The following is a 26,969-nucleotide window of genomic DNA, read 5'->3' as shown; positions in this document are numbered from 1 at the left end:
CGTCGCATGAGCAAAGCGCCGGCATCGAGCAAGTGAACCAGGCCATTGGCCAGATGGACCAGGTCACGCAACAGAATGCGGCCCTGGTGGAACAGGCGGCGGCAGCGGCAGCGTCCATGCAGGAACAGGCAGCGAACCTGGCAGAGTCGGTGGCCGTATTCCGCGTGGACGACCAGCATGGCCTGCGGGCATCCGCAATTCTTCCCGAGCAGGCGCTGCTTGCTCGAAGCTAGAACGCCGGCTGCTGCCCGGCAGCCGATACAAAAAATGTTTTTGAAAAGAAGCGCAATGAAAATCTCGAATTTGAAAATCGGCACCCGCCTCGGATTTGGTTTTGCCGTCGTACTGGCGTTTTGTATCCTGATCACTGGCATCAGCATCTGGCGCCTGAATGCCGTTGCCGATGCAACGCGGGAAATGATGCAGCAGCCCATCACCAAGGAAAGGCTGATCAGTGACTGGGGCAGGAATATCTTTGTTGCCGTGGTCCGGACCACGGCGGTCGCAAAAAGCAGCGATCCGGCATTGTCGCCATTTTTCGCCAAGGATGCGGCCGCGTCCGCGAAGAGTTCTTCCGATCTGATCAAGCAGATCGAACCACTGCTCTCGACGCCAGAGGAAAAGGAACTCTTTGCGAAGATCATGGAGATCCGAAAGGCCTATACGGCGGGGCGAGATGGCGTCATGAAATTGAAGGCCGATGGGCAGGCGGAAGAAGCGAACAGCATGCTGGAAAAGAATTACTTGCCAGTCTCGGCTGCCTACCAGGACCAGGTGCGCGATTTTCTGGACATGCAGCGCAAGTCGCTCGACGCCATGGCCAAGGAAATCGATTCCACAGCCACGACCAGCCGCAAACTGCTGATTGCGCTGGCGGCGCTGGTGACGGCATTTGGTGCCATCTTTGCCTGGCTGCTTACCACTGGCATCACCGCGCCCCTCCAGAAGGCGGTCCTCGCTGTGCGGCGCGTTGCGAACGGCGACCTTTCCCGCAGCGTGGAAGTGGAGTCATCGGATGAAACCGGCCAATTGCTGCAGGCACTGAAAGACATGAATGGCAGCCTGGCACGCATGGTAAGCACGGTGCGCCACGGCGTCGACGCCATTTCCACGGCGTCCAGTGAAATCGCTACCGGCAACCAGGACTTGTCCTCGCGCACAGAGCAGCAAGCCAGCTCGCTGGAAGAAACCGCGTCGTCCATGGAAGAGCTGACGTCGACGGTGAAGCAAAACGCCGACAATGCACGCCAGGCGAACCAGCTGGCGGTGTCGGCATCGGCCGTGGCGGGCAAGGGCGGGCAAGTGGTGGCGCAAGTGGTCGACACCATGGCATCGATCAGCGATTCCTCGAAAAAGATTGTCGACATCATCGGCGTGATCGACGGCATCGCCTTCCAGACCAATATCCTCGCCTTGAATGCCGCGGTGGAAGCCGCGCGTGCCGGCGAGCAGGGGCGCGGCTTTGCGGTGGTGGCTTCCGAAGTGCGCAACCTGGCGCAGCGTTCGGCGGCAGCGGCCAAGGAAATCAAGGTCCTGATCGATGATTCGGTCGGAAACGTGGCAGCCGGCAGCCGTCTGGTCAACGACGCCGGCACGACCATGAAGGATGTGGTGGACAGCGTGAAGCGGGTCACGGATATCATGGGCGAGATCCTGGCCGCGAGCCAGGAGCAGAGCGCCGGTATCGAACAGGTGAACCAGGCCATCAGCCAGATGGACCAGATGACGCAGCAGAATGCGGCCCTGGTCGAGGAAGCTGCGGCAGCGGCGGCAGCGATGCAGGAGCAGTCGGTGAACCTGGCGCAATCGGTGGCCGTATTCAAGATAGGCGATGGCGAGCCGGCCCGGAGTGGCATCGTCCCAGTCACGAAGCCGGCAGCAAGACCAGCAACGATCCCATTGCGGAAAGTCGCAGCAGGAAAGGCGGTCACGCCAGTGACCAGGCGTCCGGTGGCAGCGCCCTCCGCCGGGGGTGACTGGGAAGAGTTCTGACGGGAGCGGGGACGGGTTTTCATGCCGCGCGGCGCAGGCATGCCGGCGAATACCTGAAAGCCTGTAAGATTGCCCGATGGACAATCTTACCCACTCCCTGGTCGGCCTCGCAGCCGGCGAACTCATTCATCGCTACCTGCCTGACGAATCCGATGCCGCGGCGCGCAGCCTGCGGCATCGCCTGCTGCTGACGGCATGCTGGGCGGCCAGCAATTTCCCTGATCTCGATCTGTTCCTGACGCCGCTGCTCCCGGCGCCGCTCGGCTACCTGCTGCATCATCGCGGGCATACCCACACACTGTTCTATGCGCTGCCCCAGGCCTTGCTCCTGTGGGCAATGCTGTGGCTGCTCTGGCCCGGCGCGCGTAGCTTGCTGAAATCCAGCGTCGATGCGCGCAAGGGCCTGGCGCTGGCGCTGGCAGCCGGCTTCGGCTTGCACCTGCTGATGGATGCGATGAATTCCTACGGCATCCATCCATTCCATCCCTTCGATTCGCGCTGGCTGTTCGGCGACATGGTGTTCATCCTGGAGCCGGTGTTCTGGATTGCCTTCGGCATTCCGCTGGTGCTGATGGTGCAGTCCGGCTGGGCGCGGGTTCTGCTGCTTGCATTGTTGCTGGGCGCGCCCCTGTTCTTCACCCTGAAAGGATTCCTGCACTGGGCGTCGCTTGGCGCGCTCCTCCTGCTGGCGCTTGCCCTCGGCGGGCTGCAGCACAAGACGCAGAAACGGAGCATCGCATTGCTGCTCGCCTTTGGTATCGCCATCGGCTTCGTCGGCATCCAGGCCTTCGCCTCGCGCGAAGCGACCCACCTGGTGGCAGCCAGGCTGAAGGCCGAAGACCCGTCCAGCCGCCTGCTGGATGCGGCGATGACGGCGTTTCCGGCCAATCCGCTGTGCTGGATGTTCGTGTCGGTCGAAAGCAGGGACGATGCCGGCACTTATCGCCTGCGGCGCGGCAGGCTCAGCCTGATGCCGGCGGTGCTACCGGTGAGCCAGTGCCCGGCCGGCTTTGCCGAGGGCGAGCCGGCAGGCGCCGCAGACGACGCGATCGTGCTGTTCTATCGGGAGGACGATTCGCTCGCCGTCCTGCGCACCCTGCAAAGGGAGGACTGCCATGTGGACGCCTGGCTGCGCTTTGCGCGCATGCCTTCGGTGAATGACACCGAAGCCTCGGACCTGCGGTATGCATCGCGCCTGCGCGAGAATTTCACGACGCTCGATATCGACAAGTCGAGGCGCAATGCCTGCCCGGGCATGGTGCCGGGCTGGGCCTATCCGCGCAAAGACCTGCTGACGCCGGGCGGTTGACCGAGACTCAATCAGTCGCCGCAATCTGCCGCAGGGCCTGTTCGAACACTTCCACCGGCTGGCCGCCCTGGATCAGGTAGCGTTCGTTGATGATGATCGCCGGCACCGAGCTGATGCCCTGGTCGAGATAAAAACGTTCGCGCTCGCGCACTTCATCGGCATACATGCCGGAGGAAAGAATCTCGCGCGCCCGCGCCGCATCGAGTCCGACCCGGGTTGCCAACTCCACCAGCACCTCATGGTCGCCCGGGTTTTTCCCATCGGTGAAATACGCTTCGAACAAGGCATGCTTGAGTTCCTGCTGGCGGCCTTCCAGCTCGGCCCAGTGCAGCAGGCGGTGCGCGTCGAAGGTGTTGTAGATGCGGCCGCGCTTGTCCATGCTGAACGTGAACCCCACCTGCTCGCCGCGGGCGCGGATCATTTCGCGGTTGCGCTCGGACTGCTCCGGCGTCGCGCCATACTTCTCGGCCAGGTGTTCATTGATGTCCTGTCCCTCGGGTGCCATCTGCGGATTCAGCTCGAAAGGCTGGAAATGGAACTCGGCCTGCACTTCGCCGTCCAGGCGCGCCAGCGCCTTTTCCAGCGAGCTCAGGCCGATGATGCACCAGGGGCAGGAGACGTCGGATACGAAATCGATCTTGAGGGAAGTGGCCATGTTCTCGTTTTCCAGTGGTTGCGGGCAAGCCGCGCAGGCGACTCCCGCATGGTTGCGCAAACCGCCATGCTACCCGATCTCCGGCAGGCTTACGCCACCGCCACCACTTCCGCCCGGCCTTCCTTGCGCATCACATTGATGCCGACATTGTTGGGATAGCGCTGCAGCATCAGGTCGACGGTGGCGCCGTTGATGGCCAGGTCCCGGATCTCGACCCGGTCGAGGAAGGGCGGCAGCTGCGGATTGCGGAAGCGGATCTGCGGTTTCTCGGGATCGAAGGACAGGCCGAGGCAGGCCTGCAGCAGATAGAACACCGTGGCGGCGGCCCAGGCTTGCGGCGAGCAGGCGACCGGGTACAGGGTCGGCCCTTCGTCCGGCCGCTTGTCGAAGCCGCAAAACAGTTCCGGCATGCGGTGCTGGTCCATGTACAGGCTCACGTCACGCATGCCGGCGAACACCTTCATCGCTTCGCCGGTCAGCCCGTAGCGCGCCATGCCGTCGGCAATCAGGGCATTGTCATGTGGCCAGATCGAGCCGTTGTGATAAGCCATCGGGTTGTAGCGCACTTCCTTTTCAGGAATGGTGCGTATGCCCCAGCCGCAGAAAAAGTCTTCGCCCAGCAGCTGGCGCGCGACCTGCTCGGCGCGCTCCTGCGTGGCGATGCCGGTCCAGAGTGCATGGCCGGCATTCGAGGAACGCACCTTGCACTGCTTCTTCTCGCCATCGAGCGCGATGGCGTAGGTGCCGATCTCCTCGCACCAGAAGACGTCGTTGAAGCGCCGCTTGAGGCGTGCCGCGGCTTCCTCGAGTTCGTCGGCAAAGGCTGGCGGTTCCCCGAGCAGGCGCCCCAGCTTCGCCGCCTGCAGCTTCGCTTCATACACATAACCCTGCACCTCGCACAGGGCAATCGGCGCATCGGCCAGCCGGCCATCCTGATGGAATACCGAATCAGGCGAATCCTTCCAGCCCTGCTGCGCCAGCCCGGACTCGGTATAGCGCGCGAATTCGACAAAGCCGTCGCCGTCGCGGTCGCCGAACCGGTCTATCCATTCCAGTGCGTTGCGGATGCTGCTCCAGATGCCGCGGATGAACGCGAGGTCGCCGGTACGTTCATAGTAGGCGCCGGCCAGGCCGATGAAGAGCGGCGTGGCATCCACCGTGCCGTAGTAATGGCGGAACGGGATCTCGTTCAGGTCCGCCAGCTCGCCGGTACGGGCTTCGTGCAGGATCTTGCCCGGTTCCGCGTCGCGCTCGGGATCGACGGAGGTGGCCTGGTTCGCTGCCAGGAAGGCCAGCACGCCGCGCGCCAGGCCGGGATCGATCCACAGATACTCGCGCGCCGTCAGGATGCCGTCACGGCCGAAGGTGGTGGAATACCAGGGCACGCCGGCATACGGATAGGGCCCTTCCTTCAGTGGCGTGGTCAGCATGACCAGATCTGAAGTGGAACGGTCGATCCAGCTGTTGAACAGGGGATCGGACGTATGGATCTTGCAGCGGCTCTTCATCTCCCTGCCGATCGATTCGTTGAGCTGGGTGAAGGCGCCGAAATAATCGGTCGGCGCCTTGCTTGCGGTTTCGCCCAGTTCGCAGCCGATGGTGAGGTAGATGTGGGCTTCGCCCTTGGGTGCCAGCTCCACCTGGAATTCGGCGCGGCTGTCGCTGAGCCTGTCCGGCGCCGGGTCGAAGCTGATGCGGGTCCTGCGCACCACGTCATCCAGTCCGCGGTAGCCCAGCACCAGCTCATCGGCGCCGATCCGTGGCTGCATGTATTCTCCGCGCCGCTCGCGATGGAAGCCGCGCACCTCGAAGATATCCTTGAAATCGGCGCCGAAATCGATCGACAGCGTGGTCCTTGTCGTGTCGAGGCCGAAGTTGACGATGCGCAGATGCTCGTAGCATGCATTGTTCCACAGCAGCTTGGCCCGGAAGATATGCAGCAGCCCCTTGGCGATCGGCTCCTGGCCTTCCGGATGCAGGTCGGGATTCATCAGCTCGATGATGAACAGGCCGTTGTCGTCCTTGACCGTCGAATTCAGGAACATCGGCCGCACGCCTTCGATCTGCAGTTCCTGCTGCGACAGGAAGGACGTATCGCCGTGATATATGCCTTCTTCGCCCAGTCCGACTGCCTCGATGTCGCCGAAGCGGTCGAACAAGGCGAAGGTCTTGTCATGCTTGAGCACGCGCCGGCTTTCATCCGCAGGAGACTCGGTTGCGAGGATGTACCACTTTTCCCCCAGCTTGACTTTTTCCACCATGGGTTTCTCCTGGCTAGTGCACTTGCGCGTTGCCCGGCAAGCAAGGCTTGATCATCCGGGAGGCATGTTGAGCAATGATGCGCCGATAGGTGTGCAGATAATTCTGCGCCATGTGCGCGGCAGTGAAGCGCCGCTCGAAGGCTTCGCGGCAGCGCCTGCGGTCGATCGATCCGATATGGCGGGCGGCGCGCACCGCTTCTTCCTGGTTCGTCACCACGAAGCCGGTCACGCCGTCTTCCACGATTTCCGGCACCGAGCCGTTTGCATACGCCACGACCGGCGTGCCGCACGAAAACGCTTCGATCATGACCAGTCCGAATGGTTCGGGCCAGTCGATCGGGAACAGCAGGGCGCGCGCGTTTTCCAGCAGCTCGCGTTTTTCCCGCTCGCACACCTCGCCCACATACGTGACCAGCGGGTCGCGCAGCAGCGGCTGGATGCATTGATGGAAGTACTCCATCTCGTACGCGTCGACTCTCGCGCCGATGTAGAGCGGCACGCCGCATTGCCTGGCGATATCGATGGCGCGCTCCAGTCCTTTTTCGCGGGAAAGCCGGCCGATGAACAGGAAATACTCGCCGGGTTCCGGCTGGAAGGAATACAGGTCGGGCGGCAGGCCATGATGCACGGTCGCATACCAGTTCGCATGCGCGAGAGGAGCGCGCTGGCTGTCGGAAATCGATACCAGGGCGCAGTTTGAAAAACGGTCGTACAGCGGGACGAGATCGGGAAAATCGAGACGGCCGTGTGTAGTCGTTACACTCGGCACCGGCAAGGCCATGGCCAGGGGCAGATGCAGGATGTCCGTATGGAAGTGGATGATGTCGAAACCGGGCGCAAGTTCGCGCACCAGATCCAGCTCGATCGCATGGGTCGCCATCCAGGGGCGCGGCAGCGGGTCCATGTGCACGCTGTGGCTGACCGGCGCCACCAGGCGGGCGGAAGTCACCGAATCACCGCAGGCGAACAGGGTCACGTCATGGCCCAGCCGGACCAGTTCTTCCGTGAGGTAGGAGACGACGCGTTCGGTACCGCCATAAGTCCTGGGAGGAACGCTTTCGAAAAGCGGAGAGACTTGCGCGATTTTCATGGCGTTGTGCAGCTTAGACCCTGCGAAGCCCGCATGGAGATTGGGCTTGTAAGGGCTGCAAAAGCCATACCACCGTGGCCTCGAATTCCTGTGCGGCAGCAATAAGGGAGGGCGGATTTTTCAGGGCAATCCGGGCGCACGGGAACGGCAGCAAGACCGGACTGAAACCGGCGGGGAAAACATGAACGCGAGCAACGCGGCAACACCCGGGCAGGCAAGACTTTGCCCGGATATGCCGCGTACTTTCACGCCGCGCTTTCGGCGCGGCGGATCGGAAGGGAAGGAGTCTTAAGCGCCGGCCAGCTGCTGCTTGGCGAGCGCCTTTGCCGCCAGTTGCTTGGCGCGCGAGCGGGATGGCGGCAGGCGGCGCAGTGTCTTGAGCGCCTGCAGGTCGTGAATGACGATGGAGCGCTGGTCCACTGCAACCAGGCCGATGGCATTCAATGCCGAAAAGGTGCGGCTGACCGTTTCCAGCGTCAGGCCGAGGTAATTGCCGATTTCATGGCGCGTCATGCGCAGGTTGAACTGCGTGCCCGAATAGCCCATTTCGGTGAAGCGCTGGGACAGGAATACCAGGAAGCGTGCGACGCGGGCTTCTGCGCTGAGGGAGGCCAGTGCGCTGATCATCGCCTGCTCGCGCACGAGTTCGCGGCTCATGACGCCGTAGATTGCCGACTCCAGTTCGGCGTGGGTCTTGCCGAGGGCCGAAAATGCCTTGAACGGCACCAGGATGATGTCGCAGTTGGAGAGTGCGACGGCTTCCGAGGTGTAGTGCTTGCCATGGATGCCGTCGACGCCAAAGATGTCGCCTTTCATCGGGAAGCTCAGGACCTGTTCGCTGCCGAACTCATCGATCAGCACCGTCTTCAGGAAGCCGGAATTGACGATGTAGAGCATGTCGAAGGGCTGGCCGATGGTATGGATGCGCTGCCCGGTCTTGAACTGCATGTGCTGGAACTGCAATTCCTCATCGGTGCCACTGGCGGAGGAAGGCGCGGGAATGCGCAGCAGTTCGCATACTTCCTTCAGGCTGGACCAGAGTTTGCCCTGGCGCTGCCATGCAGCGCCGGCAGGAGAGTTGGCGGGCACGGAATGAGAAGCGGAGCCGGTGTCCGGCAGGTGCGTCATCAACATTGCTTTTCCTTGTTATAAATTGGAAGAGGAAGGGAAATATTCGGAGAGAAAATTTCTTGATGCCTTTTTTTCAATTAGGCAATCGATGACCTGCATTATGGCGATTTGATCTGGTCGGCAAAATCGGCGTTGGATGAAATGCAAGGTCAGGGAAGAGAGCAGTGATTCAGGGTTTTCCTACAGAGCAAAGCCTCGTTTGATATCGGTCATGTTTTCCGCAAGACAGGATTGCCGTGCCCGTGTGCGTGATTGATGCTGGTGTCACTGTCGTCTACCCTTCAGGCAGGCGCAGGATTTGCATGAATTGCTACAAAAGGGCGCGAACGAGCAGCCAGCCAGCATGAGGACCGCATCCCGTCGCTGCCAAAGTGAAATGCGGTAAGCTTCAGGATTTCAAAATTGCCAAGTCGCAGATTGCCATGGAAGAGCAGATATCCTCCGCGCCGGTGCCGGCCAATGACAAGAGCCTCATGCCGAGCAGCTTGCGTTTCCCTGTAGTCGGACTTGGCGCATCTGCCGGCGGCCTGCAGGCGCTGCTGCAATTTTTCCGGGAAATGCCTTCGAATAACGGCATGGCCTTTGTCGTCATCCTGCATCTCTCGCCGACGCATGAAAGCAATGCCGCCAGCGTGCTGCAGGCGGCGACCCGGATGCCGGTGCAGCAGGTGACGGGCCAGGTCAACATCGTTCCCAACCATGTGTACGTGATCCCGCCGAACAAGAATCTGGTGATGAATGACGGCCATCTGCAGGTGGAGGACGCGAGCCGCCCGCACAGTCAGAACGTCGCGATCGACCTGTTCTTCCGGAGCCTGGCGGAAGTGCACAAGGAACGCTCGGTCGCGATCGTGCTGTCGGGAAGCGGCGCCGATGGAGCCGTCGGCCTGGCCCGCGTCAAGGAACAGGGAGGCGTCGTGCTGGCGCAGAACCCCGACGATGCGGAATACGACGGCATGCCGCGCGCCGCGATCGATGCCGGGGTCGTCGATTTCGTCATGCCGGCAGTCGAGATGCCGCAAAAGCTGCTCGACATCTGGGCCAATATGCAGCGGCTGGAACTTCCGGCCGCGGACAGGCGCGACATGCCGGTCATCGAGCCTGCCGCGCCCGAACCGGCGCGGCAGGCGGAAGAGGCGCTGCAGGACATCATCACGATCCTGCGCGCGCATACCGGACACGATTTCCGCCATTACAAACGGGCGACCGTGATCCGCCGCATCGAGCGCCGCCTGCAGGTGCGCGGATTGCCCAACCTGCCCGCCTATCGTGACTTCCTCAAGGAAGACGCGAACGAATCCAAAGCCTTGCTGGACGACCTGCTGATCGGCGTCACCAACTTTTTCCGTGACCGGGATGCGTTCGACGCGCTCGAACGGGAAGTGGTGCCGGCGCTGTTCCACGGCCGGCATGGCACCGACCAGGTGCGGGTCTGGGTGGCCGGATGCGCGAGCGGCGAAGAAGCCTATTCGGTTGCGATGCTGCTTTCCGATCAGGCGAATGCGCTTTCCTCGCCGCCCGACATCCAGGTCTTTGCAACCGACATCGATGAGGGGGCGATCAAGAGCGCACGCGCCGGCCTCTACCTGGAATCGATCGGGACGGACGTCTCGTCCTCCCGGCTGCAGCAGTATTTCAGCAAGGAAGGCCAGCGCTACCGGGTCAAGAAAATCGTGCGCGACCGAGTCCTGTTTGCCTCGCACAACCTGCTGAAGGATCCGCCATTTTCCAAGCTGGACCTGATCACCTGCAGGAATCTCCTGATCTACCTCAGCCGCGAGGTGCAGAGCCAGATCCTGGAAATGTTCCACTTCGCCCTGAAGCCGGGCGGCTACCTGTTCCTCGGCAGTTCCGAATCGGCGGACGCCGTCGCGGACTTCTTCACGCCGGTCGACAAGAAGAACCGGATCTACCGCGCCAATGTGCTCACGCAGGCGACCCGCCATCCGCTGTCCATGCCGATGCAGCCGGTGGCGCGTCCCCACCTGTTCCAGGAGGCGCCGCCGCCCAACAGGCGCAAGTACTCGTTTGCCGATGTCCACCAGCGGGCGGTGGCGCGGTTTGCGCCGCCCAGCGTCATCGTCAACCGCGACGCAAATATCGTCCACATCTCGGAGCAAGCGGGAAAATTCCTGCGCCACATCGGCGGCGAACCGTCCAGCAACCTGATTTCGCTGGTGCTGCCCGAACTGAGGGTGGAACTGCGGACCGCCCTGTACCAGGCCACCCAGCACGGCAAGGGCGTCGAGGCGCGCCGGGTCCAGGTCAAGCGTGACGACAAGGCTTACTGGGTCAACATGGTGGTCCGGCCCTTCCACGACGACGAAGCGGATGCGGACCTCGTGCTGGTGTCGTTCGACGAAATCGAAGAGACCATGACCGACACTGCGCAGCCCGGCGGCGAGCGCAAGGATGTCGTCATGGCGCAGCTGGAGGAAGAGCTGCAGCGCACCAAGGAACAGCTTCAGGAAACCGTCGAGCATTCTGAAGTGTCGACCGAAGAGCTGAAGGCATCCAATGAAGAGCTGCAGGCGATCAACGAGGAATTGCGCTCCGCCACGGAAGAGCTGGAAACCAGCAAGGAAGAACTGCAGTCGGCCAATGAAGAGCTGGTGACTGTCAACTACGAACTGAAGATGAAGGTCGAGGAAACCGGCAAGATCAACGACGACCTGAACAACCTGATCGCCTCCACCGATATCGCGACCGTCTTCGTCGACCGCGGCATGCGCATCAAGCGCTATACGCCGCGCGCGACCGACATCTTCAGCATCATTCCGTCCGACATCGGCCGGCCCCTGCTCGACATCAGCAACCGCCTGGAATACGACCGGCTGGCCGGGGATGTGGCCGACACCTTCGCGTCGCTGCGCCTGGTCGAGCGCGAAGTGCACAGCAACGATGGCCGCTACTACATCGTGCGCATCCTTCCCTACCGCACCACGGACGACCGCATCGAGGGCGCGGTCATGACCTTCATCGACATCACCCGCCGGCGCGAAGCCGAGGAAAAGGTGCGTGCCGGCGAGGAGCGAATGCGGCTGGTGGCGGAGAGCACCCGGGATTACGCCATCATCACCACGGACAAGCAAGGCCGGGTCACGAGCTGGAACCAGGGCGCGCAGCGCATGTTCGGCTTCACCGAGGAAGAAATGCTCGGCAAGAGCAGCGATGTGATCTTCCTTCCGGAAGACATCGCCGCCGGCGTGCCGGACGAGGAAAGAAGGCTGGCGTGCGAACAGGGCAGTGCGGCGGGCGAGCGCTGGCAGCTGCGCAAGGATGGCAGCAGGCTGTTCTGCAGCGGCGTCATGACGCAGTTGCGCGACGGCGGCTTCGACGGCTTTGCCTGGATTGCGCGCGACCTGACCAGCAGCAAGCAGGCCGAAAGCCAGCGCGAAGCGCAACTCAGCCGCGAACGAGCCGAGGCGCAGGAGGAGAGCATCCAGAAAGACCAGTTCCTGGCAGTGATGTCGCATGAACTGAAGCAGCCGCTCAACCTCATCAACATCAATGCGGAAATGCTGGCGCGCCTGCCGGAGGTGCGCAATTCGCCGGCCGGCATGAAGGCCGCGGGCATCATCCAGCGCTCGGTCCTCAGCCAGGCAAAGATCATCGACGACCTGCTCGACCTTTCCCGCCTCAGCACCGGCAAGCTGGCGCTGACCATGGGCGAGGTCAACCTGTCGGCAGTGATCGAGTCCATTGCCGAAGTCATGCGGAGTGACGCGTCCGCGGCGGGGCTGCAGATCACGGTAAGCGGCGCCGACTCTCCCGTGTTCGTGCGGGCCGACCATGTGCGGACCGAGCAGATCGTCTGGAACCTGCTCAGCAATGCGGTGAAGTTCACGCCGGCCGGAGGCAGCATCGCCGTCAGCGTCAGCCGGGAAGACGGCATGGCGCGGCTGGACGTGGCCGACAGCGGGCAGGGGATAGCCCCCGAATTCCTGCCGCACGTGTTCGACATCTTCCGGCAGGCGGCCCCGGCCACCACCCGCAACAAGGGCGGACTGGGCATCGGCCTGGCCCTGGTGAAGCAGCTGACCGACCTGCATGGCGGACGCGTCGAGGCCGCCTCCGAGGGGCCGGGAAAAGGCTCGCGTTTCAGCATCTGGCTGCCTTTGCAGGAACACTCCGGCTCAGCCGCGGAATCGGCTGCGCCATTGCAGGGGAACCGCCTCGCGGGCGCCAGGGTTCTCGTGCTCGACGATCTCGCCGAGGTGGTGGAGGCGCTGGAAATGCTCCTGCAGGCAGAAGGCGCGGAAGTGCTTTGCGCTACCAGCGCCCAGGCGGCACTCGGGGTCCTTGCAGGCAGTGCGGTCGATGTCATCCTGTCCGATATCGCGATGCCGGGAATGGATGGCTATCAATTCATCCGGGAAGTGCGCCGCCTGCCCGCTTACCGGGTTGTGCCGGCGGTTGCGCTCACCGGGCTGGGACGTGAAGCGGATGCCCGGCATGCGCTGGAGGCGGGATTTTCGGCTCACATGAGCAAGCCGGTGTCGCTCGATGCGCTGCTCGAAATCGTGGAAAGACTCAGGGTGACGTCCGGCGCTTCCTGAAGCGACGGGCAGGGCGCGAGATCGGGCGCCGGATCGGGCGCTTGGCGCGAAACTGTCGTTGCTTCCCGGACAGGGTTCCGCGATAATCTCAAGGCCTATCCGACGGACAGCCATGAACGCGCTCCCAGCCCACTCGATCGAAGACCGCCTGCATATCCTGCGTACACGCTGGGACCGTTACCTCGCCGAAGGCAGTTTCGACCAGTTCATCGAATTCGCGGTGGCCGTCAACAGCCTGGCCGAACATCTCAACCGCCTGCGCCTGCCGGGACTGATGCGTCTTTCCGAAGGCCTGGAAAACGCGGTGCTGGCCAAGCTCGGCGATCCCTCCACCCATCCGATTGCGCAGCCCGACGCGGTCTCGCTGCAGCGCCAGCTGGATGCGCTGCTCGGCTCGGTCGCGACCTCGCAGTCCGCGCCTGCCGCGCGCCGCGCCGACGAGCCCAAGGTCACGCTGTCCGACAGCGGCTGGGTCAAGCCGCGTTCGGTCTGGATGATTGCCGCAGCCGACAGGCGCGAAGCGGCCGATGCGCTCGCCCGCCAGCTCAAGTTCTTCGGATTCAAGGTCTTCGACCTGGAGTGGGGCGCGATGCAGCTGCCCGACGACAAGCCGCTGGCCGCGCTGTTCATCGCCTCCGGTGCCCATGCCAGTCCGGAAGAAATGGCCTCTATCGGCGCGATCCGCGCCAGTTGCCCCGCCAGCCAGCTGTTGTACCTCGGCGTGCAGCCGGCGATCGAACCCATCGTGGCCCTGATGCGCGCCGGCATCGACGCCACCATCCCGGCGGACGAACCGCCATCCACCGTCATCAATTCCATCCTCGACCTGGTGCAGACCACCGAGCAGGAGCAGTACCGCGTACTGGTGGTCGAGGATTCGCGGGTGGCGGTGGCGCTGATCCAGCGCACCCTGGAGCAGCATGGCATCGATACCCGGACCATCAGCGATCCGAGCCGCCTGCTCGAAGTGCTGGAATCCTATCGTCCCGACCTGGTGCTGATGGACATGTACATGCCGCACTTCAATGGCGTCGAAGCGACGCGGGTGCTGCGCCAGATGGCAGCCTACAAGTCGCTGCCCGTCGTCTACCTGTCGGGCGAAGCCGAGGTGGCGATGCAGGTCGAAGCGCTGCGCCTGGGCGGCGACCAGTTCCTGAGCAAGCCGTTCAACCCGGTGCTGCTGGCCGCCGTGGTCAAGACCCGGATCGAGCGCTTCCGCGAAACCCAGCGCTCCTCGCGGCTCGACGGCCTGACCAATCTGCTCAACCATACCGCGGCCAAGTCGCGCCTGAATGCCATGGTCAGCCAGCGTGCAGGGCAGGGCATGCTGACGGTGGCGATGATCGACATCGACCATTTCAAATCGATCAACGATACCTACGGCCATCCGGTGGGTGACCAGGTGATCCGGGGCCTGGCCTGGCTGCTCAAGGGCCGGCTGCGCGCGACCGACCTGATCGGCCGCTACGGCGGCGAGGAATTCATGGTCGCGCTGCCCGACGTCGGCGCCGACCAGGCCAAGGTGGTGATCGACCGCATCCGCGAAGATTTTTCAGCGCTGCCGCACAGCCATGCCGGCGGCGCACTGTACGCCAGCTTCAGCGCGGGCGTCGCTTCCTATCCCGTGATCGATACCGCCGCCGGCCTCACCGAAGCCGCCGACGAAGCCCTGCTGGACGCCAAGCGGCTGGGGCGCAACCGGGTGGAAAAGTCGGCGCGGGCAGGCTGACCTCCGCTTCCACTTCCTGCTCTTTCCATTCGCTCCTGCGCCGCAGCTTTGCGGCGACTGCCCAAGTGCGGCAAGGCCATATTTTCGCGCCGGTAAAGCCTGCAATTGAGCCAATTCCCCGTGTCTCTTTTCTGCTTCAAGTCCAGGAGCGCCCCCTTAGACTTTGCGCGATTTGATTTGCATCAAAGAAATAGCCTTTCAAGCTTGACATGATTCGTTTCCTTTTGGAAACACCCCAGCCCGCAACACCCCATCATCGCTCCCGTTCCCATCATGCCCGCCCCCATTGCGCAAGCCTGCCCGGCTTCGGCCGTCCATTCGCATTCCGTTCAACCCAGCCGCAAGGAAGCCCGAAACACGGCACCCTCCCTCCTGCAAACGCTGGCCAGGGCGGGACTGGCCGTACTGCTGCTTGCGCCTGCGACGCAGGCAGTGGCGGCATTGAGCGCGTCCGTAACGCTCAACGCCGGCAAGCCGACCAATATTTATCCCGGCGAAGTCACCGAACTCAGGATCACCCTGTCCAACAGCAATCCCGCTTCGGCCGTCAATAACGTCGCTTTCAGCAACAGCCTCCCGGGCACACTGCCCAATGGACTGAAGGTCGCCGGCACGCCAACCTATACCTGCACCGACCCGAGCGGACCGAGCACTTCGGCCGGCACCGGGACGCTGACGGCCGTCGCCGGTACCCAGACAGTGGCATTGACAGGCGGCGTCATCCCGGCGCGGGCAAACAATACCGACGGCAGTTGCAACATCATCATTCCGGTGACGGCAGGCACGTCGAGCGGCGGTGTTGCGACCTACACCTACTTGATCGCCAGCGGCGCGGTGACGGGTAATGATGGTGCGGTCGTGGCCAATTCCGGCGCGGTCAACCAGAGCGTCAATGTCAATGCACTTGCCAAACCCACGCTGGCCAAGAGTTTTGGTTCGTCGACCCTGATACTTGGCGGCGCCACCACCACCCTGACGGTTACAGTCAGCAATTCCAATCCGGTGCCGATTCCGAATTTCAGCATCGTCGACGCCTTCCCCCAGTTGGGTGGGGCCGCCATCATCAAGGTGGCGGCCGTTCCGGGGGCAAGCGCGAGCTGCAACAACGGCGGCGCGGCGCCCGCGTTCAATCCCGTCGCAGGAGCCACTTCGATCACGGGCACCGGCACCGTGCCTGCAAAGTCGGGCGCGGCCAATGGCAGCTGCAGCTTCACCGTCAGCGTGGAAGCAGCCCATACCAACTCGGTTTATTCGCCGCCAGCCCAGACCAATACCATCAGCGCCACTAGCGATTTCAGCAACGATCTCGGCATTCCCGCCGCAGCCAATGCGACTGCGAGCGTCACGGTGAAATCGCCCCTGCGGGTGGCGAAAGCGTTTGCGCATGCTTCACTTGCCAGCGGCCAGACGGACAGCCTGACGATCACGCTGTACAACGATGGCAGCAATCCGCTGACGATTACCAGCCTCGCCGATGATCCAATCGATGGGATAGGAAATGCTGCCTATGGCTTGAAAGTCACCGGGGGGGCCACCACCTGCGCCGGCGGCATAACTGCACCGACAGCCGGGGCCACCGGCATCAATCTGACCGGTGGAACGATTCCCGCCAATGGTTCCTGCACGGTGACCGTAACTTTCACTGGCACCGTTCAGACTGCCGGCACGCCGATTTCCTATACCAATACCCTTGCGCAGGGCGCGGTTGGCGTGGCTACGCCCGGAGTGGTCAGCCAGTCGATCTCGGCATCGCTGCTGGTGGCGGACGACCTGCGCGTGACGAAAGCTGCCACCCCGGCTACGGCTGCGCCGGGCAATCCCGTGAAATATACGGTCACGGTACAAAACTATTCGCCCGCAGCGATCAACAACGTCGCAATCAGGGACAACCTGCTCAACGGACTGACTTTCCTGACCGGGACGATCAACGGCAACAACTACACGCCTGCCCTGAGCGGTACCGGCTGCTCAGGCCTGGCCGTGACGGGAGCTACGGGCGACGCTTCGCCGGTCTTCACGATTGCTACGCTGCCGGCTCGCAGCAACGCCAACACTGCGGGCAGCTGCAGCATCACGTTCTGGGCCATGACATCGCCCACTGCCGCGAACGGTTCCTCGACCGGTAACAGCATCAAGGCGGGCGACGTGTGTTACGGGAGCGGCGCGACCTGCAATGGAGGCGATTCGGTCAACACGAGCACCAACAGGATCGAACCCACTTCAGGCACGGTCACCACTACGGTGCTTTCCGCGAGCAAGAATTTCAACCCGGTCGGCCCGCTGTCGGAAGGCACGATCTCGACTATGACCATCACGCTGACCAACCAGTCGGCCAATCCGCTAACGGATGTCAGCATTTCCGACAATCTGCCGATGGCTGCGAGCGGCGGACAGCTGCGCATTGCGAGCCCGGCGAATGCCGCAACGACCTGCGGCAGCCCGACCATCACGGCGGCGCCGGGTTCATCGTCGCTTACCATGAACGGCGGCACGGTGCCGGCGCGCGCAAGCAATGGCACGGGTACCGCGGGTACCTGCTTCATCAAGGTGGATGTCATCGGGCCGGCCGGCAGCTATCCGAATACGGCTACTGCCGCCGCGACCGAAACCTATTCCAACGGCACTACCCACAGCGTTGGGCCGGTGTCGACCAACACCGCGACCCTGATCTACAATTCCGCGCTCTCGGCCGCCAAGACCTTCAGCCCGGCAAGCGTGTCATCCGGCGGGCGCTCCACGGTGCGCGTTCGGCTCAACAACACGGGCGCCGTGGCGCTGACCAACGTCAGCGTCACCGACCCGCTGCCCGCAGGCATGGTGCTGGCATCCCCCGCCAATGCCTACACCACATGCGCCGGCGCGTCGTCCACCACGGCCGTGTCCGGCGCCGGCAGCGCGAGCATGAGCAGCGCGGCGATAGCCGGCGGCGGCGGCTGCGAATTCCTGTTCGATGTGGTCGTGACCGGCAGCGCTAATTGGGTCAACACCATTCCAGCCGGGAACATCACCGCCGACGGCGGGGTACGCAACGTGCTGGCGGTGAGCGGGACCCTCAACTACAGCGCGCCGACCAGCCTGAGCGTCGCTACGTCAACCAATCCGAGCACCCTGACTTTCCCGGGCCAGGTCAGCCAGCTGTCCGTCACGATCACCAACGGCAGCCAGGCTGTGACCAACCTGCGCCTGACCGACTACTTCACCGCCAACGGCACGGCCGCATCCGCCCCGAACGGCATGATCGTCGCGCCCACGCCCGGCGTATCGACCAACTGCCCGGGCGGCGTGGTATCCGCCGTTGCGGGAGGCAGTTCGGTCGCCGTGTCGGGCGTGGCCCTCGCGGCCGATGCCTCCTGCACGGTGAACGTCAATGTCACTTCCAGCGCGGTGGGCGGCATTACCAATTACATCCCGGCCGGCGCCATTGTGACCGACCAGGGCCTGAGCAACAACGGCCAGGCTACCACCAGCCTCGCGACCCAGAGCAACATCGGCGTGGTCAAGCAATTCACGCCGAACGTGGTTGCGCCGGGCGAGCGTTCCCGCCTGCGCATCACTTTCCTCAATCCGACCAACATGCCGATGGCGAACCTGGCGGTGACCGATACGCTCCCCGCCGGCGTGACGGTGCCCAGCGGTGCCAATCCCGTCAGCACCTGCGCCGGTGCCGCCGTGTCCGCGCCCACCTCCGGCCAGGTCCAGGTGACGGGCGGCAGCATCGCGGCTGCTTCCGGCGGCGTCTCGGCATCCTGCTATGCCGAGATCGATGTGCTGCCGGCGGCCCAGGGCGATTATGTGAATACCATTCCGGCAGGCGGCGTGACCGCTTCCGCCGGCGGTTCGCCCGCGACCAATTCCCAGCCGACCAGCGACACTCTGCGCGCCAAGGCTTCGCTGATCGTGCACAAGGCAATCGCGTTGAAGACCCTGGACACCGGCAATCCCTACGGGTTTACTACCGGGTCGGCGGTCAGCACGCCGGGCACCGCAGTGACGCTCACTATCCGCCTCGACAATCCGAATGCCGCGCCGCTGACCGGCGCAGCCTTCACCGATGCGCTGCCCGCCGGGCTGGTAGTGGCGGCCGTGCCGAACGCCGCGACCACTTGCACCGGAGGCACCGTGGTCACCACGCCGTCCGCTATCAGTCTGCGCCTTGCCGGCGGCACTATCCCGGCCTCCGGCTATTGCACCGTGACGGTTGACGTGCTCAGCAATATCTCGGGAACCTACACCAGCGGCATCGCCTCAGGCGGTGTGACGACCAGTGAAGGCGTGGTCAATGCGGAAGCGACCACCGCCCAACTAGTGGTGTCGACTCCGCCAACGGTACGCAAGCAGTTCGCGCCGGCGGTGATTTACCCGAACGGCACGTCCACCCTGACTATCTTCCTCGGCAACGACAACAGCTCAGCCATTACCCTGTCGTCAGCCCTGACCGATACGCTGCCGATGGCGCCGGGCAACCTGGTGGTCGCTCCCGTGCCCAACATTGCCAAGACCTGCCCGGGAACAGTCACGGCGGCTGCCGGCAGCGGCACGGTCACGTATGCCAGCGGCGCGACCATTCCTGCCGGTGGCTGCTCGATCAGCGTCAACGTCACCGGCGCCACTTCGGGCGAACACATCAACACCATCCCGGCCGGCGCCCTCCAGACCAGCCTCGGCAACAACCAGCAGCCGGCCAATGCCGCGCTGGCGATCAGCACCATGGGCTATGTGGCGGGCAAGGTCTTCAAGGACAACAGTCTCGTACCGAACGGCAGCTATGACAGCGGTGTCGATGCGCCGATCGCCGGTGCATCGATCGAACTGCACGGCGGCAGCACCTGCGGCGGCGCGCTGATCGCTTCCACTACGACCGACGCGCTCGGCAACTACCTGTTCGCGGGACTCACGGCCGGCACCTATTCCGTGTGCGAACCGGTGCAGCCCACCGGCACCGTCAATGGCATTGCCAGCGCCGGCGGCATCGTCTCCAGCGGTGGCAGCACCGGCACGCGCGGCACGCCTGCCAATCCGACTGCGAGCACCAGCCAGATCACGGGCATCGTCCTCAATGGCGATGGCAGCGCGGGGGCGATCAGCGGCTCGGACAACAACAACTTCGCCGAAGTCGTGCTTTCGGAAATCAATGGCACGGTCTTTTTCGACCAGAACAACAATGGCGTGCAGAACGGCGCCGATACCGGCATCGCGGGCGTTGCCATCGAGCTGCTGAACAATACGGGCAGCGTCATGGCCAGTACCGCCACCGACGCCGCCGGCCAATATCGCTTCACCGGGCTGCAGCCCGGCACTTACTCGGTCCGGCAACCGGCGCAGCCCGCCGGCAGCTCGAACGGCCTGACGGTAGCGGGCGTCGTTCTCAACGGCGGCACAGCCGGAACGGCAAGCGCGCCGACGGCACTGCCCAGCGTGATCGCGAACCTGGCGCTGCCGCCCAACACGGTCGCCACCGGCAACAACTTCGCGGAACTGCCGAACGGGCGCACGCTCTCGGGCCGGATCTTCCTCGACTACAACAATGACGGCCTGACGAATGGCGGCGACCACGGCATCGGCGGGCAGACGGTCGAGCTTGCGGGCACCGACATCAACGGAAATCCGGTGACGGCTTCTGCCGCTACTGCGGCTGACGGCACCTACACCTTCGCCAACCTGCCGGAAGGCAGCTACACGGCGACCCAGCCTTCCCAGCCCACAGGCACCGTCAACGGCATCACCACCGCCGGCAGCACCGGCGGCACGGCCACCGCGACGGGCATTACGCCGAGCCGGATCGCTTCCATTAGCCTGACCGGCGCGAATACCGTCTCGGCCAACAACAACTTCGCGGAAGCACCGGGACCGGCGCCTGACCTGGCGATCGCGAAAACTCATTCCCCGGTCAGCTTCGGGGCCGGGGCGAAGACCGGGTACTACACGATCACGGTATCGAACATCGGCGCCGCGGCAACGACTGCGCCGGTGACCGTGGTCGACACGCTGCCGGCTGGCATGAGCCCGGTGGAATTGCCGGCTGGTGCCTGGACCTGCTCCAGCGCCGCACCGACGGTCAGCTGCACCAGCAACGCCGTCATCGCCGCCGGCACTTCCGCTGCACCGCTGGTGCTGCGGGTGGCCGTGGCGAGCGGACTGGCTGGCCAGATCCTGACCAATACCGCCACCGTTGCGGGTGGCGGTGAACCCGTCGGTTTCGACGGCAACAACAGCGCCAGCGATCCGACCGTCATTTCCGATGCCGCCACGGTGCAGGGAACGGTCTGGGGCGATGCCAACCACAACCGCGCGCTGGATGCGGGCGAGAAGGGCGTGGCCGGCTGGATGGCGGAGCTGCTGCTGAACGGCGTCGTGGTCGATAGCGCGCGTACCGGTACGAATGGCGGCTACGCCTTCGGCGGCATTGCGCCGGGATCGGGCTACCAGATCCGCTTCCGCAATCCGGACAACGGCATCGTGTACGGACGGCCGGTGCCGAACGAAAGCGCGACCGCCTTCGCCAACGGCGTCGTCAGCACCGCCAATCCGGGCGGCGCGGACAATGCCGACGGCACGCTGCAAAACCTTGTCCTGCTGGCGGGCGCGAACATCGCGCAGCAAAGCCTGCCGCTGGACCCGAGCGGCGTGGTCTACGATGCGGTCACCCGCAAGCCAGTCAGCGGTGCCACCGTCACCCTGAGCGCGCCGGGCCTGCTGCCCTCGCATGTGGTGGGCAACAGCCTGACGCAAACCACCGGCGCCGACGGCAGTTACCAGTTCCTGCTCCTGGCCGGCGCGCCGGCTGGCAGTACCGTATACACGCTGGCGGCCACGCCGCCCGCCGGCTACCTGCCGACGCAGTCGGCGCTGATCCCGCCCTGCGCAGTGACGCTTGCGGTCGGCAGCGCGCCGCCGGATGCGGCACTGGTCCAGAACAGCAACCTGCCGCCGCCGAACGGCATGCCGGCGCACGATCCGGCCGCTTGCCCGACTGCGTCGGGCGCACTGGCGGGCGGCGCGGGCACCACGCAGTACTACACCCGGCTCAGCTTCGCCAGCCTGTCCGGCGCGTCCAATCTGGTCAACAACCACATCCCGGTCGATCCGATTCTGGGCGGGGCGATCTTCATGACCAAGAACACGCCGCTGGTCAATGTGGCGCGCGGCGACCTCGTGCCCTACACGGTGACGGCAACCAACACCTTGGCGGCCGGCCTCACCAACATCAGTCTGCAGGATGTCATCCCGGCCGGATTCCGTTACCGCAGCGGTTCGGCGACGCTCAACGGCAGCCATGTGGAGCCGGCGGTTTCCGGACGCACCCTGTCCTGGCCGAACCAGAGCTTCGCAGCCGGTGAACGCAAGACGCTGAAGCTGATCCTGCTGGTGGGCTCCGGCGTGGGCGAGGGCGAATACGTGAATCAGGCGTGGTCGATCAACAGCATCGTCGACAGCCCGGTTTCGAACATCGCTTCCGCCTCGGTGCGCGTGGTGCCCGATCCCACCTTCGATTGCTCGGACATCATCGGCAAGGTATTCGATGACAGGAACGCGAACGGCTACCAGGACAAGGGCGAGCCGGGCATCGCCAACGTGCGCGTCGTGACCGCGCGCGGACTGCTCGTGACGACGGATGCAGAAGGCCGCTTCCACGTGGCCTGTGCCGCGATTCCGCAAGCCGATCGCGGCTCGAATTTCGTCATGAAGCTCGACGATCGCAGCCTGCCGTCCGGTTACCGCATCACCACCGAAAACCCGCGCGCCGTGCGCGTCACCACCGGCAAGATGGCCAAAATCAATTTCGGTGCGACCGTGCACCGCGTGGTCCGGCTCGAACTCGGCTCGGCCGCCTTCGTCGACGACGGCACCGAACTGCAGCCGCCTTATGCAGCGCGGCTCGACCAGCTGATCGCACAGCTGAAGGCGCGCCCCTCGGTGCTGCGCATCGCCTACCGGCGCAGCGGTGAACCCGAGGCCTCCGCGAAGCGAAGGCTGGAGGCGGTGACGCAGCGCATCCAGTCGCTATGGCAGGCGCGCGGCAAGAACCAACAGAAAGACAAGGAAGCGGACTCCATCCATCCCCTTGTAATCGAGAGCGAGATGGAGGAAGTGAAATGAAACTCCGCCCACACAGTATCGCCATCGCAGTCAGCCTGCTGCTCAATGGCCTGGCCGGCCCGGCTGGCGCAGATGACGGCCAGCGCATCGACCATGCCCGCGCCGACCGCAAGCCGATTCCGGCTTCGGCAGAAGCGGAGCCGGCGGAAGGCTTTCCCCTGCCATCCGGAGTGAGCCGCGAGGAAGCGGCCTGGATGGCTGCCGCCATGGCGCAGCTTCCGGCCGGCGACGCCGGCTTGTCGCGATCCCTCGCGGACCGCGGCGGCCGGAACCTGTTCGTTTCCGGGCGCGCGGAACTGACTCCCGCCTCGAAGGAAGTGCTCGACGCACTGGTTGCCGACATCAAGTCGCTGAACGCGTCGTCACGCCTGCGCCTGGCCGTCATCGGTCATACCGACAACCAGCGGCTGTCGGCGGCATCGAAACGGATTTTCCGCGATAACGACGGACTGTCGGCCATGCGTGCGCTCGCGGTGGCCGGCTACCTGAAGCAGGCGCTCGATCTTTCTGCCGAGGCGATCGCGATTGAGGGCCGCGGGGAAAGAGAGCCCGTGGCGCCGAACGACACTGCTGCGAACATGGCGCGCAACCGGCGCGTGGATGTGCGCATCTGGTTCGAGGCCGAGGCGTCGAACCAGCAGGTACCGGAAGCACCGGTTCCTGCTCCCTCGGTGGCTGAGAGCTGCAGTCCCTATGGTGGCATTGCCGTACCGTTCCGGATCACCGTCGACGGCGAGCCGCTTGATGCCGGGGAACGCGTGAATGAAGCGGACCGCCAGCGCTGCGCCGATGTGGCGCTCGAAAGAGCGGATATCCAGGTGCGTTATGACAGCCTGTCGATGACCCCGGCGATGAATGTCTGGGCCACGCCGGACGCTGCGGTAAAAGGCGAGCCGGTGGAATTCCGTGCCTGGTCGAACTACATTCCGTTTATCACGAAGGCCGAGCTGCGCCTGTTCCGGCCCGGGCAGAAGCCGCAGGAAACGCCGCTGGCCATCGAGCCGCTTTCCTGGGCCGCGCCGCTTGCCTGGACGGCACCCTTGAATGATGCGGACAGCGAGGTGTATTACCTGCTGCGCGTATATGACGCGCAAGGCCGCTTCGACGAGACCAGCCTGAAGCGCCTGAATCTCCTGGAACATGTACGGTCCGCGTCGGACCGCGACCGGATCGAGCGCGAACGCCTGACCGGTTACGGCGAAAACAGCCTGGCCCTGCGCAACATTCCCGTTGCCGGCGGCACGGTCACGGTCAACGGCAGCCATCTCCAGGCGGGCCAGACGGTGGAAGCGCTGGGGCTGCAATTGCCGGTCGACGCGCAGGGCAAGTTCGCCATCAAGCAGATCATGTCGGCCGGGACGCACACCGTCGAAGTCAGCGTCAAAGACAAGGACGGGCGCACGACCACGTTCCGGCGCAACCTGAGCATCGCTGCCGACGACTGGTTCTACGTCGCCGTCGGCGACCTGACACTGGGGCGCAATGACGTCGCCGGACCGGCGCGCCTCGTCACCGGCGACGCCCAGCATTACGAAGACAAAGTGTATGTCGACGGCCGTGCCGCCTTTTACCTCAAGGGCAAGGTCAAGGGGGAATGGCTGCTGACCGCCGCCGCCGACACGCGTGACGGCCCGGTCAAGGACCTGTTCTCGAATTTTTCCAGCAAGGACCCGCGCTATCTGCTGCGCAACATCGACCCCGACCTCTACTACCCGGTGTATGGCGACGACAGCACCACGGTGGACGATGCACCGACCCAGGGCAAGTTCTACGTGCGGCTGCAGAAGGGCGATTCCCACGTCATGTGGGGTAATTTCCAGACCAGCTGGAGCGGCACGGAACTGCTGCAGTATTCGCGCGGGCTGTACGGCGCGCAGATGCGGCACCGCTCCGACGAGGCGACCACATACGGTGAAAAGCGCACCCAGGTCGACGCCTTCGCAGCCGATCCCGGCACGTTGTCGGCGCGGGATGAATTCCGCGGCACCGGCGGCTCGCTCTACTACCTGCGGCACCTGGACATCACCCAGGGATCCGAGCGGGTGTGGATCGAAGTGCGCGACAAGGATTCCGGCCTGGTGGTCGAGCGCAAGGAACTGATGCCGGCGCAGGATTACGACATCAATTACCTGCAGGGCCGCGTCCTGCTGCGCGGCGCCCTGGCCTCCACCGGCGCCGGCAGCGGCCTGGTGATGACCTCGCCGGTCAACGGCAACCCGGTCTACCTGGTCACGACTTATGAATATGTACCGGGCCTGAGCGCGGTCGACAATCTCTCGAGCGGCGTTCGCGCCAGCCAGTGGCTGAACGACCACGTCCAGATCGGCGTCAGCGGCTACCACCAGGGCGAGCAGGGCAGCAGCCAGACGCTCAAGGGCGTGGATGGCACGCTGCGCTACAAGCCGGGAACCTGGGTGAAATTCGAGGCGGCGCATTCCGCGGGGCCCGGTACCGGCACGCTCACCTCGCAGGATGGCGGCTTCAATTTCAACGGGCTCACCGCCGGCGGCCAGGACGCGAACGCACGCCGCGTCGAAGCCGCGGTCGACCTGGCTGAAATTAGCGATGGCATGAATGGCAAGCTGGCCGGCTATGCGCAGGATCGGGAGCGCGGCTATTCCGGGCCGGGCCAGATCGGCTTCAACGGCGAAGCCGTCAACCAGCAAGGGGTGAAGGCGGATGTCGAAGTGCGCCAGGGTACGGTCCTGTCAGGCAAGGCCGACAGGCGCAATGGCGAAACCCAAGACAGCCAGGCGGCGGAAGTTGCGCTGCGCCAGGATCTCACGCGTGAATGGCAGGCATCGGTGGGCGTGCGGCGCGACGAGCGCAGCAATGTCATTGCCAATGCCAGCCCGACGCTGTCGCAGATTGGTGCGCGCACCGATTCGCAGATCAGGCTGGATTACAAGCCCGACGACGGCGGCAAGCCCGGCGCGAAAAAGGATTGGGAAGCCTACAGCTTCGTGCAGGGCACGCTGGCGCACGACGACACGCGCGAGCTCAACAACCGGGCCGGGCTGGGTGGAGGCTGGCAGGCCAGCGAGCGCGTCAGGCTCAATGCCGAGGCTTCCGGCGGCAGCCTCGGTCCCGGCGGGAAGCTCGGCGCCGACTATCGCGTATCCGACCGCAGCAATGCCTACCTGAACTATGTGCTGGAATCCGAGAGCCCGGACGTCGCCTGGCGCGGACGGCAGGGCACCTGGGTGTCGGGCGCGAGCACGCGGGTGTCGGACCAGGTGCGCATATTCGGCGAAGCGCGCGCCACCGCAGGCGACGGACCGCAAAGCCTGAGCCAGGCTTTCGGTACCGACTGGGCACCCAACGACCGCTGGAATTACGGCGCCAAGGCCGAGTTCGGCACGGTTTCTGATCCTCTCGCCGGTGACCTGAAGCGCCGCGCGCTTGGCACTTCGATCGGATACAAGCAGGGCGGCATCCGCTACGGCGGCAATCTCGAATGGCGGCGCGATGTCGGCAATGTCTCCGGGGAACGCACTACCTGGCTGCTGCGCAATGCCGCCGGCTTGCAGGTGGATCCTTCCCTGCGCCTCCTGGGCAAGCTGAATGTTTCGCGCTCGAGCAACAGCGACGGCGCTTTCGTCGACGGCGAGTACCATGAATACGTGCTCGGCGCAGCGTACCGGCCGGTCGACAACGACCGCTGGAATACGCTGTTCAAGTACACCAACCTGCACAATGTGCCGACTACCGGCCAGCTCGGGGCTTCCGGCACACTGGCTGACTATGCGCAAAGAAGCCAGGTCTTCGCGGTCGACACCATCTATGACCTCACACCCTGGCTGTCGGTCGGCGGAAAGTATGCGGTGCGCATCGGCGAACTGAAAGCCACCATGGTCGACGGCGAGTGGTTCTCCAGCCGCGCCGACCTGTGGATCCTGCGCGCGGACTGGCACTGGGTCAAGGAATGGGACGCACTCGTCGAGCTGCGCAAGCTGCGCGCCACGGAAGCGCAGGATGCGCGGGCCGGTGCACTGGCTGGCATCTACCGGCATGTGGCGAACGGAGTCAAGCTGGGAGCCGGGTACAATTTCACCAATTACTCCGACGACCTGACCGACCTGTCGTACCGCAGCCGCGGCTGGTTCGTCAACGTGCTGGGGACTTACTGACGGCTGTGCTGAACGC

The 26,969-nt window shown here is 64.3% G+C and carries 10 protein-coding genes and 1 pseudogene; 7 read left to right on the top strand and 4 right to left on the bottom strand.

All coding sequences use genetic code 11. The features are described from left to right. The 3 genes and pseudogenes from HGHM_RS22090 to HGHM_RS20255 form a co-directional block, all read left to right on the top strand. Positions 1-233 (top strand): annotated as a pseudogene (locus HGHM_RS22090) (methyl-accepting chemotaxis protein); the annotation flags it as partial. 55 nt (positions 234-288) lie between these two features. Next, positions 289-1,992 (top strand): methyl-accepting chemotaxis protein, encoded by a 1,704-nt coding sequence (locus tag HGHM_RS20260; RefSeq protein ID WP_019143412.1) that lies wholly within the window; start codon positions 289-291, stop codon positions 1,990-1,992. Positions 1,993-2,068: 76 nt separating this feature from the next. Next, positions 2,069-3,301, top strand: a complete 1,233-nt coding sequence (locus tag HGHM_RS20255) for a metal-dependent hydrolase (protein WP_019143411.1) — start codon at positions 2,069-2,071, stop codon at positions 3,299-3,301. A gap of 7 nt (positions 3,302-3,308) precedes the next feature. On the opposite strand, the gene HGHM_RS20250 is transcribed toward HGHM_RS20255, so the two are convergent. The 4 genes from HGHM_RS20250 to HGHM_RS20235 form a co-directional block, all read right to left on the bottom strand. Beyond that, the gene (locus HGHM_RS20250; protein ID WP_019143410.1) at positions 3,309-3,956 is read right to left on the bottom strand and encodes a DsbA family oxidoreductase; all 648 of its coding nucleotides are present in this window, start codon (positions 3,954-3,956) and stop codon (positions 3,309-3,311) included. Positions 3,957-4,045: 89 nt separating this feature from the next. Next, a complete protein-coding gene (locus HGHM_RS20245) occupies positions 4,046-6,217 on the bottom strand; it encodes an amylo-alpha-1,6-glucosidase (RefSeq protein ID WP_019143409.1) in 2,172 nt (723 codons plus the stop codon). A gap of 13 nt (positions 6,218-6,230) precedes the next feature. Continuing rightward, complete coding sequence (locus tag HGHM_RS20240; RefSeq protein ID WP_019143408.1) at positions 6,231-7,307, bottom strand: glycosyltransferase family 4 protein; 1,077 nt, start codon at positions 7,305-7,307, stop codon at positions 6,231-6,233. Positions 7,308-7,595: 288 nt separating this feature from the next. Next, positions 7,596-8,441, bottom strand: a complete 846-nt coding sequence (locus tag HGHM_RS20235) for a Crp/Fnr family transcriptional regulator (protein ID WP_019143407.1) — start codon at positions 8,439-8,441, stop codon at positions 7,596-7,598. Between the two features lie 419 nt (positions 8,442-8,860). Here HGHM_RS20235 and HGHM_RS20230 point away from each other — a divergent pair, with 419 nt between their 5' ends. The 4 genes from HGHM_RS20230 to HGHM_RS20215 all read left to right on the top strand — a co-directional run bounded on the left by HGHM_RS20230 (position 8,861) and on the right by HGHM_RS20215 (position 26,953). Next, complete coding sequence (locus tag HGHM_RS20230) at positions 8,861-12,997, top strand: CheR family methyltransferase (protein WP_051155374.1); 4,137 nt, start codon at positions 8,861-8,863, stop codon at positions 12,995-12,997. Between the two features lie 112 nt (positions 12,998-13,109). Continuing rightward, positions 13,110-14,726 carry a GGDEF domain-containing response regulator gene (locus HGHM_RS20225; protein WP_019143405.1) on the top strand — a complete coding sequence of 539 codons (1,617 nt, stop codon included), beginning with the start codon at positions 13,110-13,112 and terminating at the stop codon, positions 14,724-14,726. Between the two features lie 273 nt (positions 14,727-14,999). After that, a complete protein-coding gene (locus HGHM_RS20220) occupies positions 15,000-22,823 on the top strand; it encodes a DUF7933 domain-containing protein (protein WP_019143404.1) in 7,824 nt (2,607 codons plus the stop codon). After that, positions 22,820-26,953: an OmpA family protein gene (locus HGHM_RS20215; protein ID WP_019143403.1), complete on the top strand. Its 4,134-nt coding sequence runs from the start codon at positions 22,820-22,822 to the stop codon at positions 26,951-26,953. The genes HGHM_RS20220 and HGHM_RS20215 overlap by 4 nt, the downstream gene beginning before the upstream one ends. Positions 26,954-26,969: the final 16 nt, after the last annotated feature.

Origin of the sequence: Noviherbaspirillum massiliense JC206 (assembly GCF_000312045.1) — a bacterium.
GTDB lineage: Bacteria > Pseudomonadota > Gammaproteobacteria > Burkholderiales > Burkholderiaceae_D > Noviherbaspirillum > Noviherbaspirillum massiliense.
This window is presented reverse-complemented; position numbering and strand designations above follow the sequence as displayed.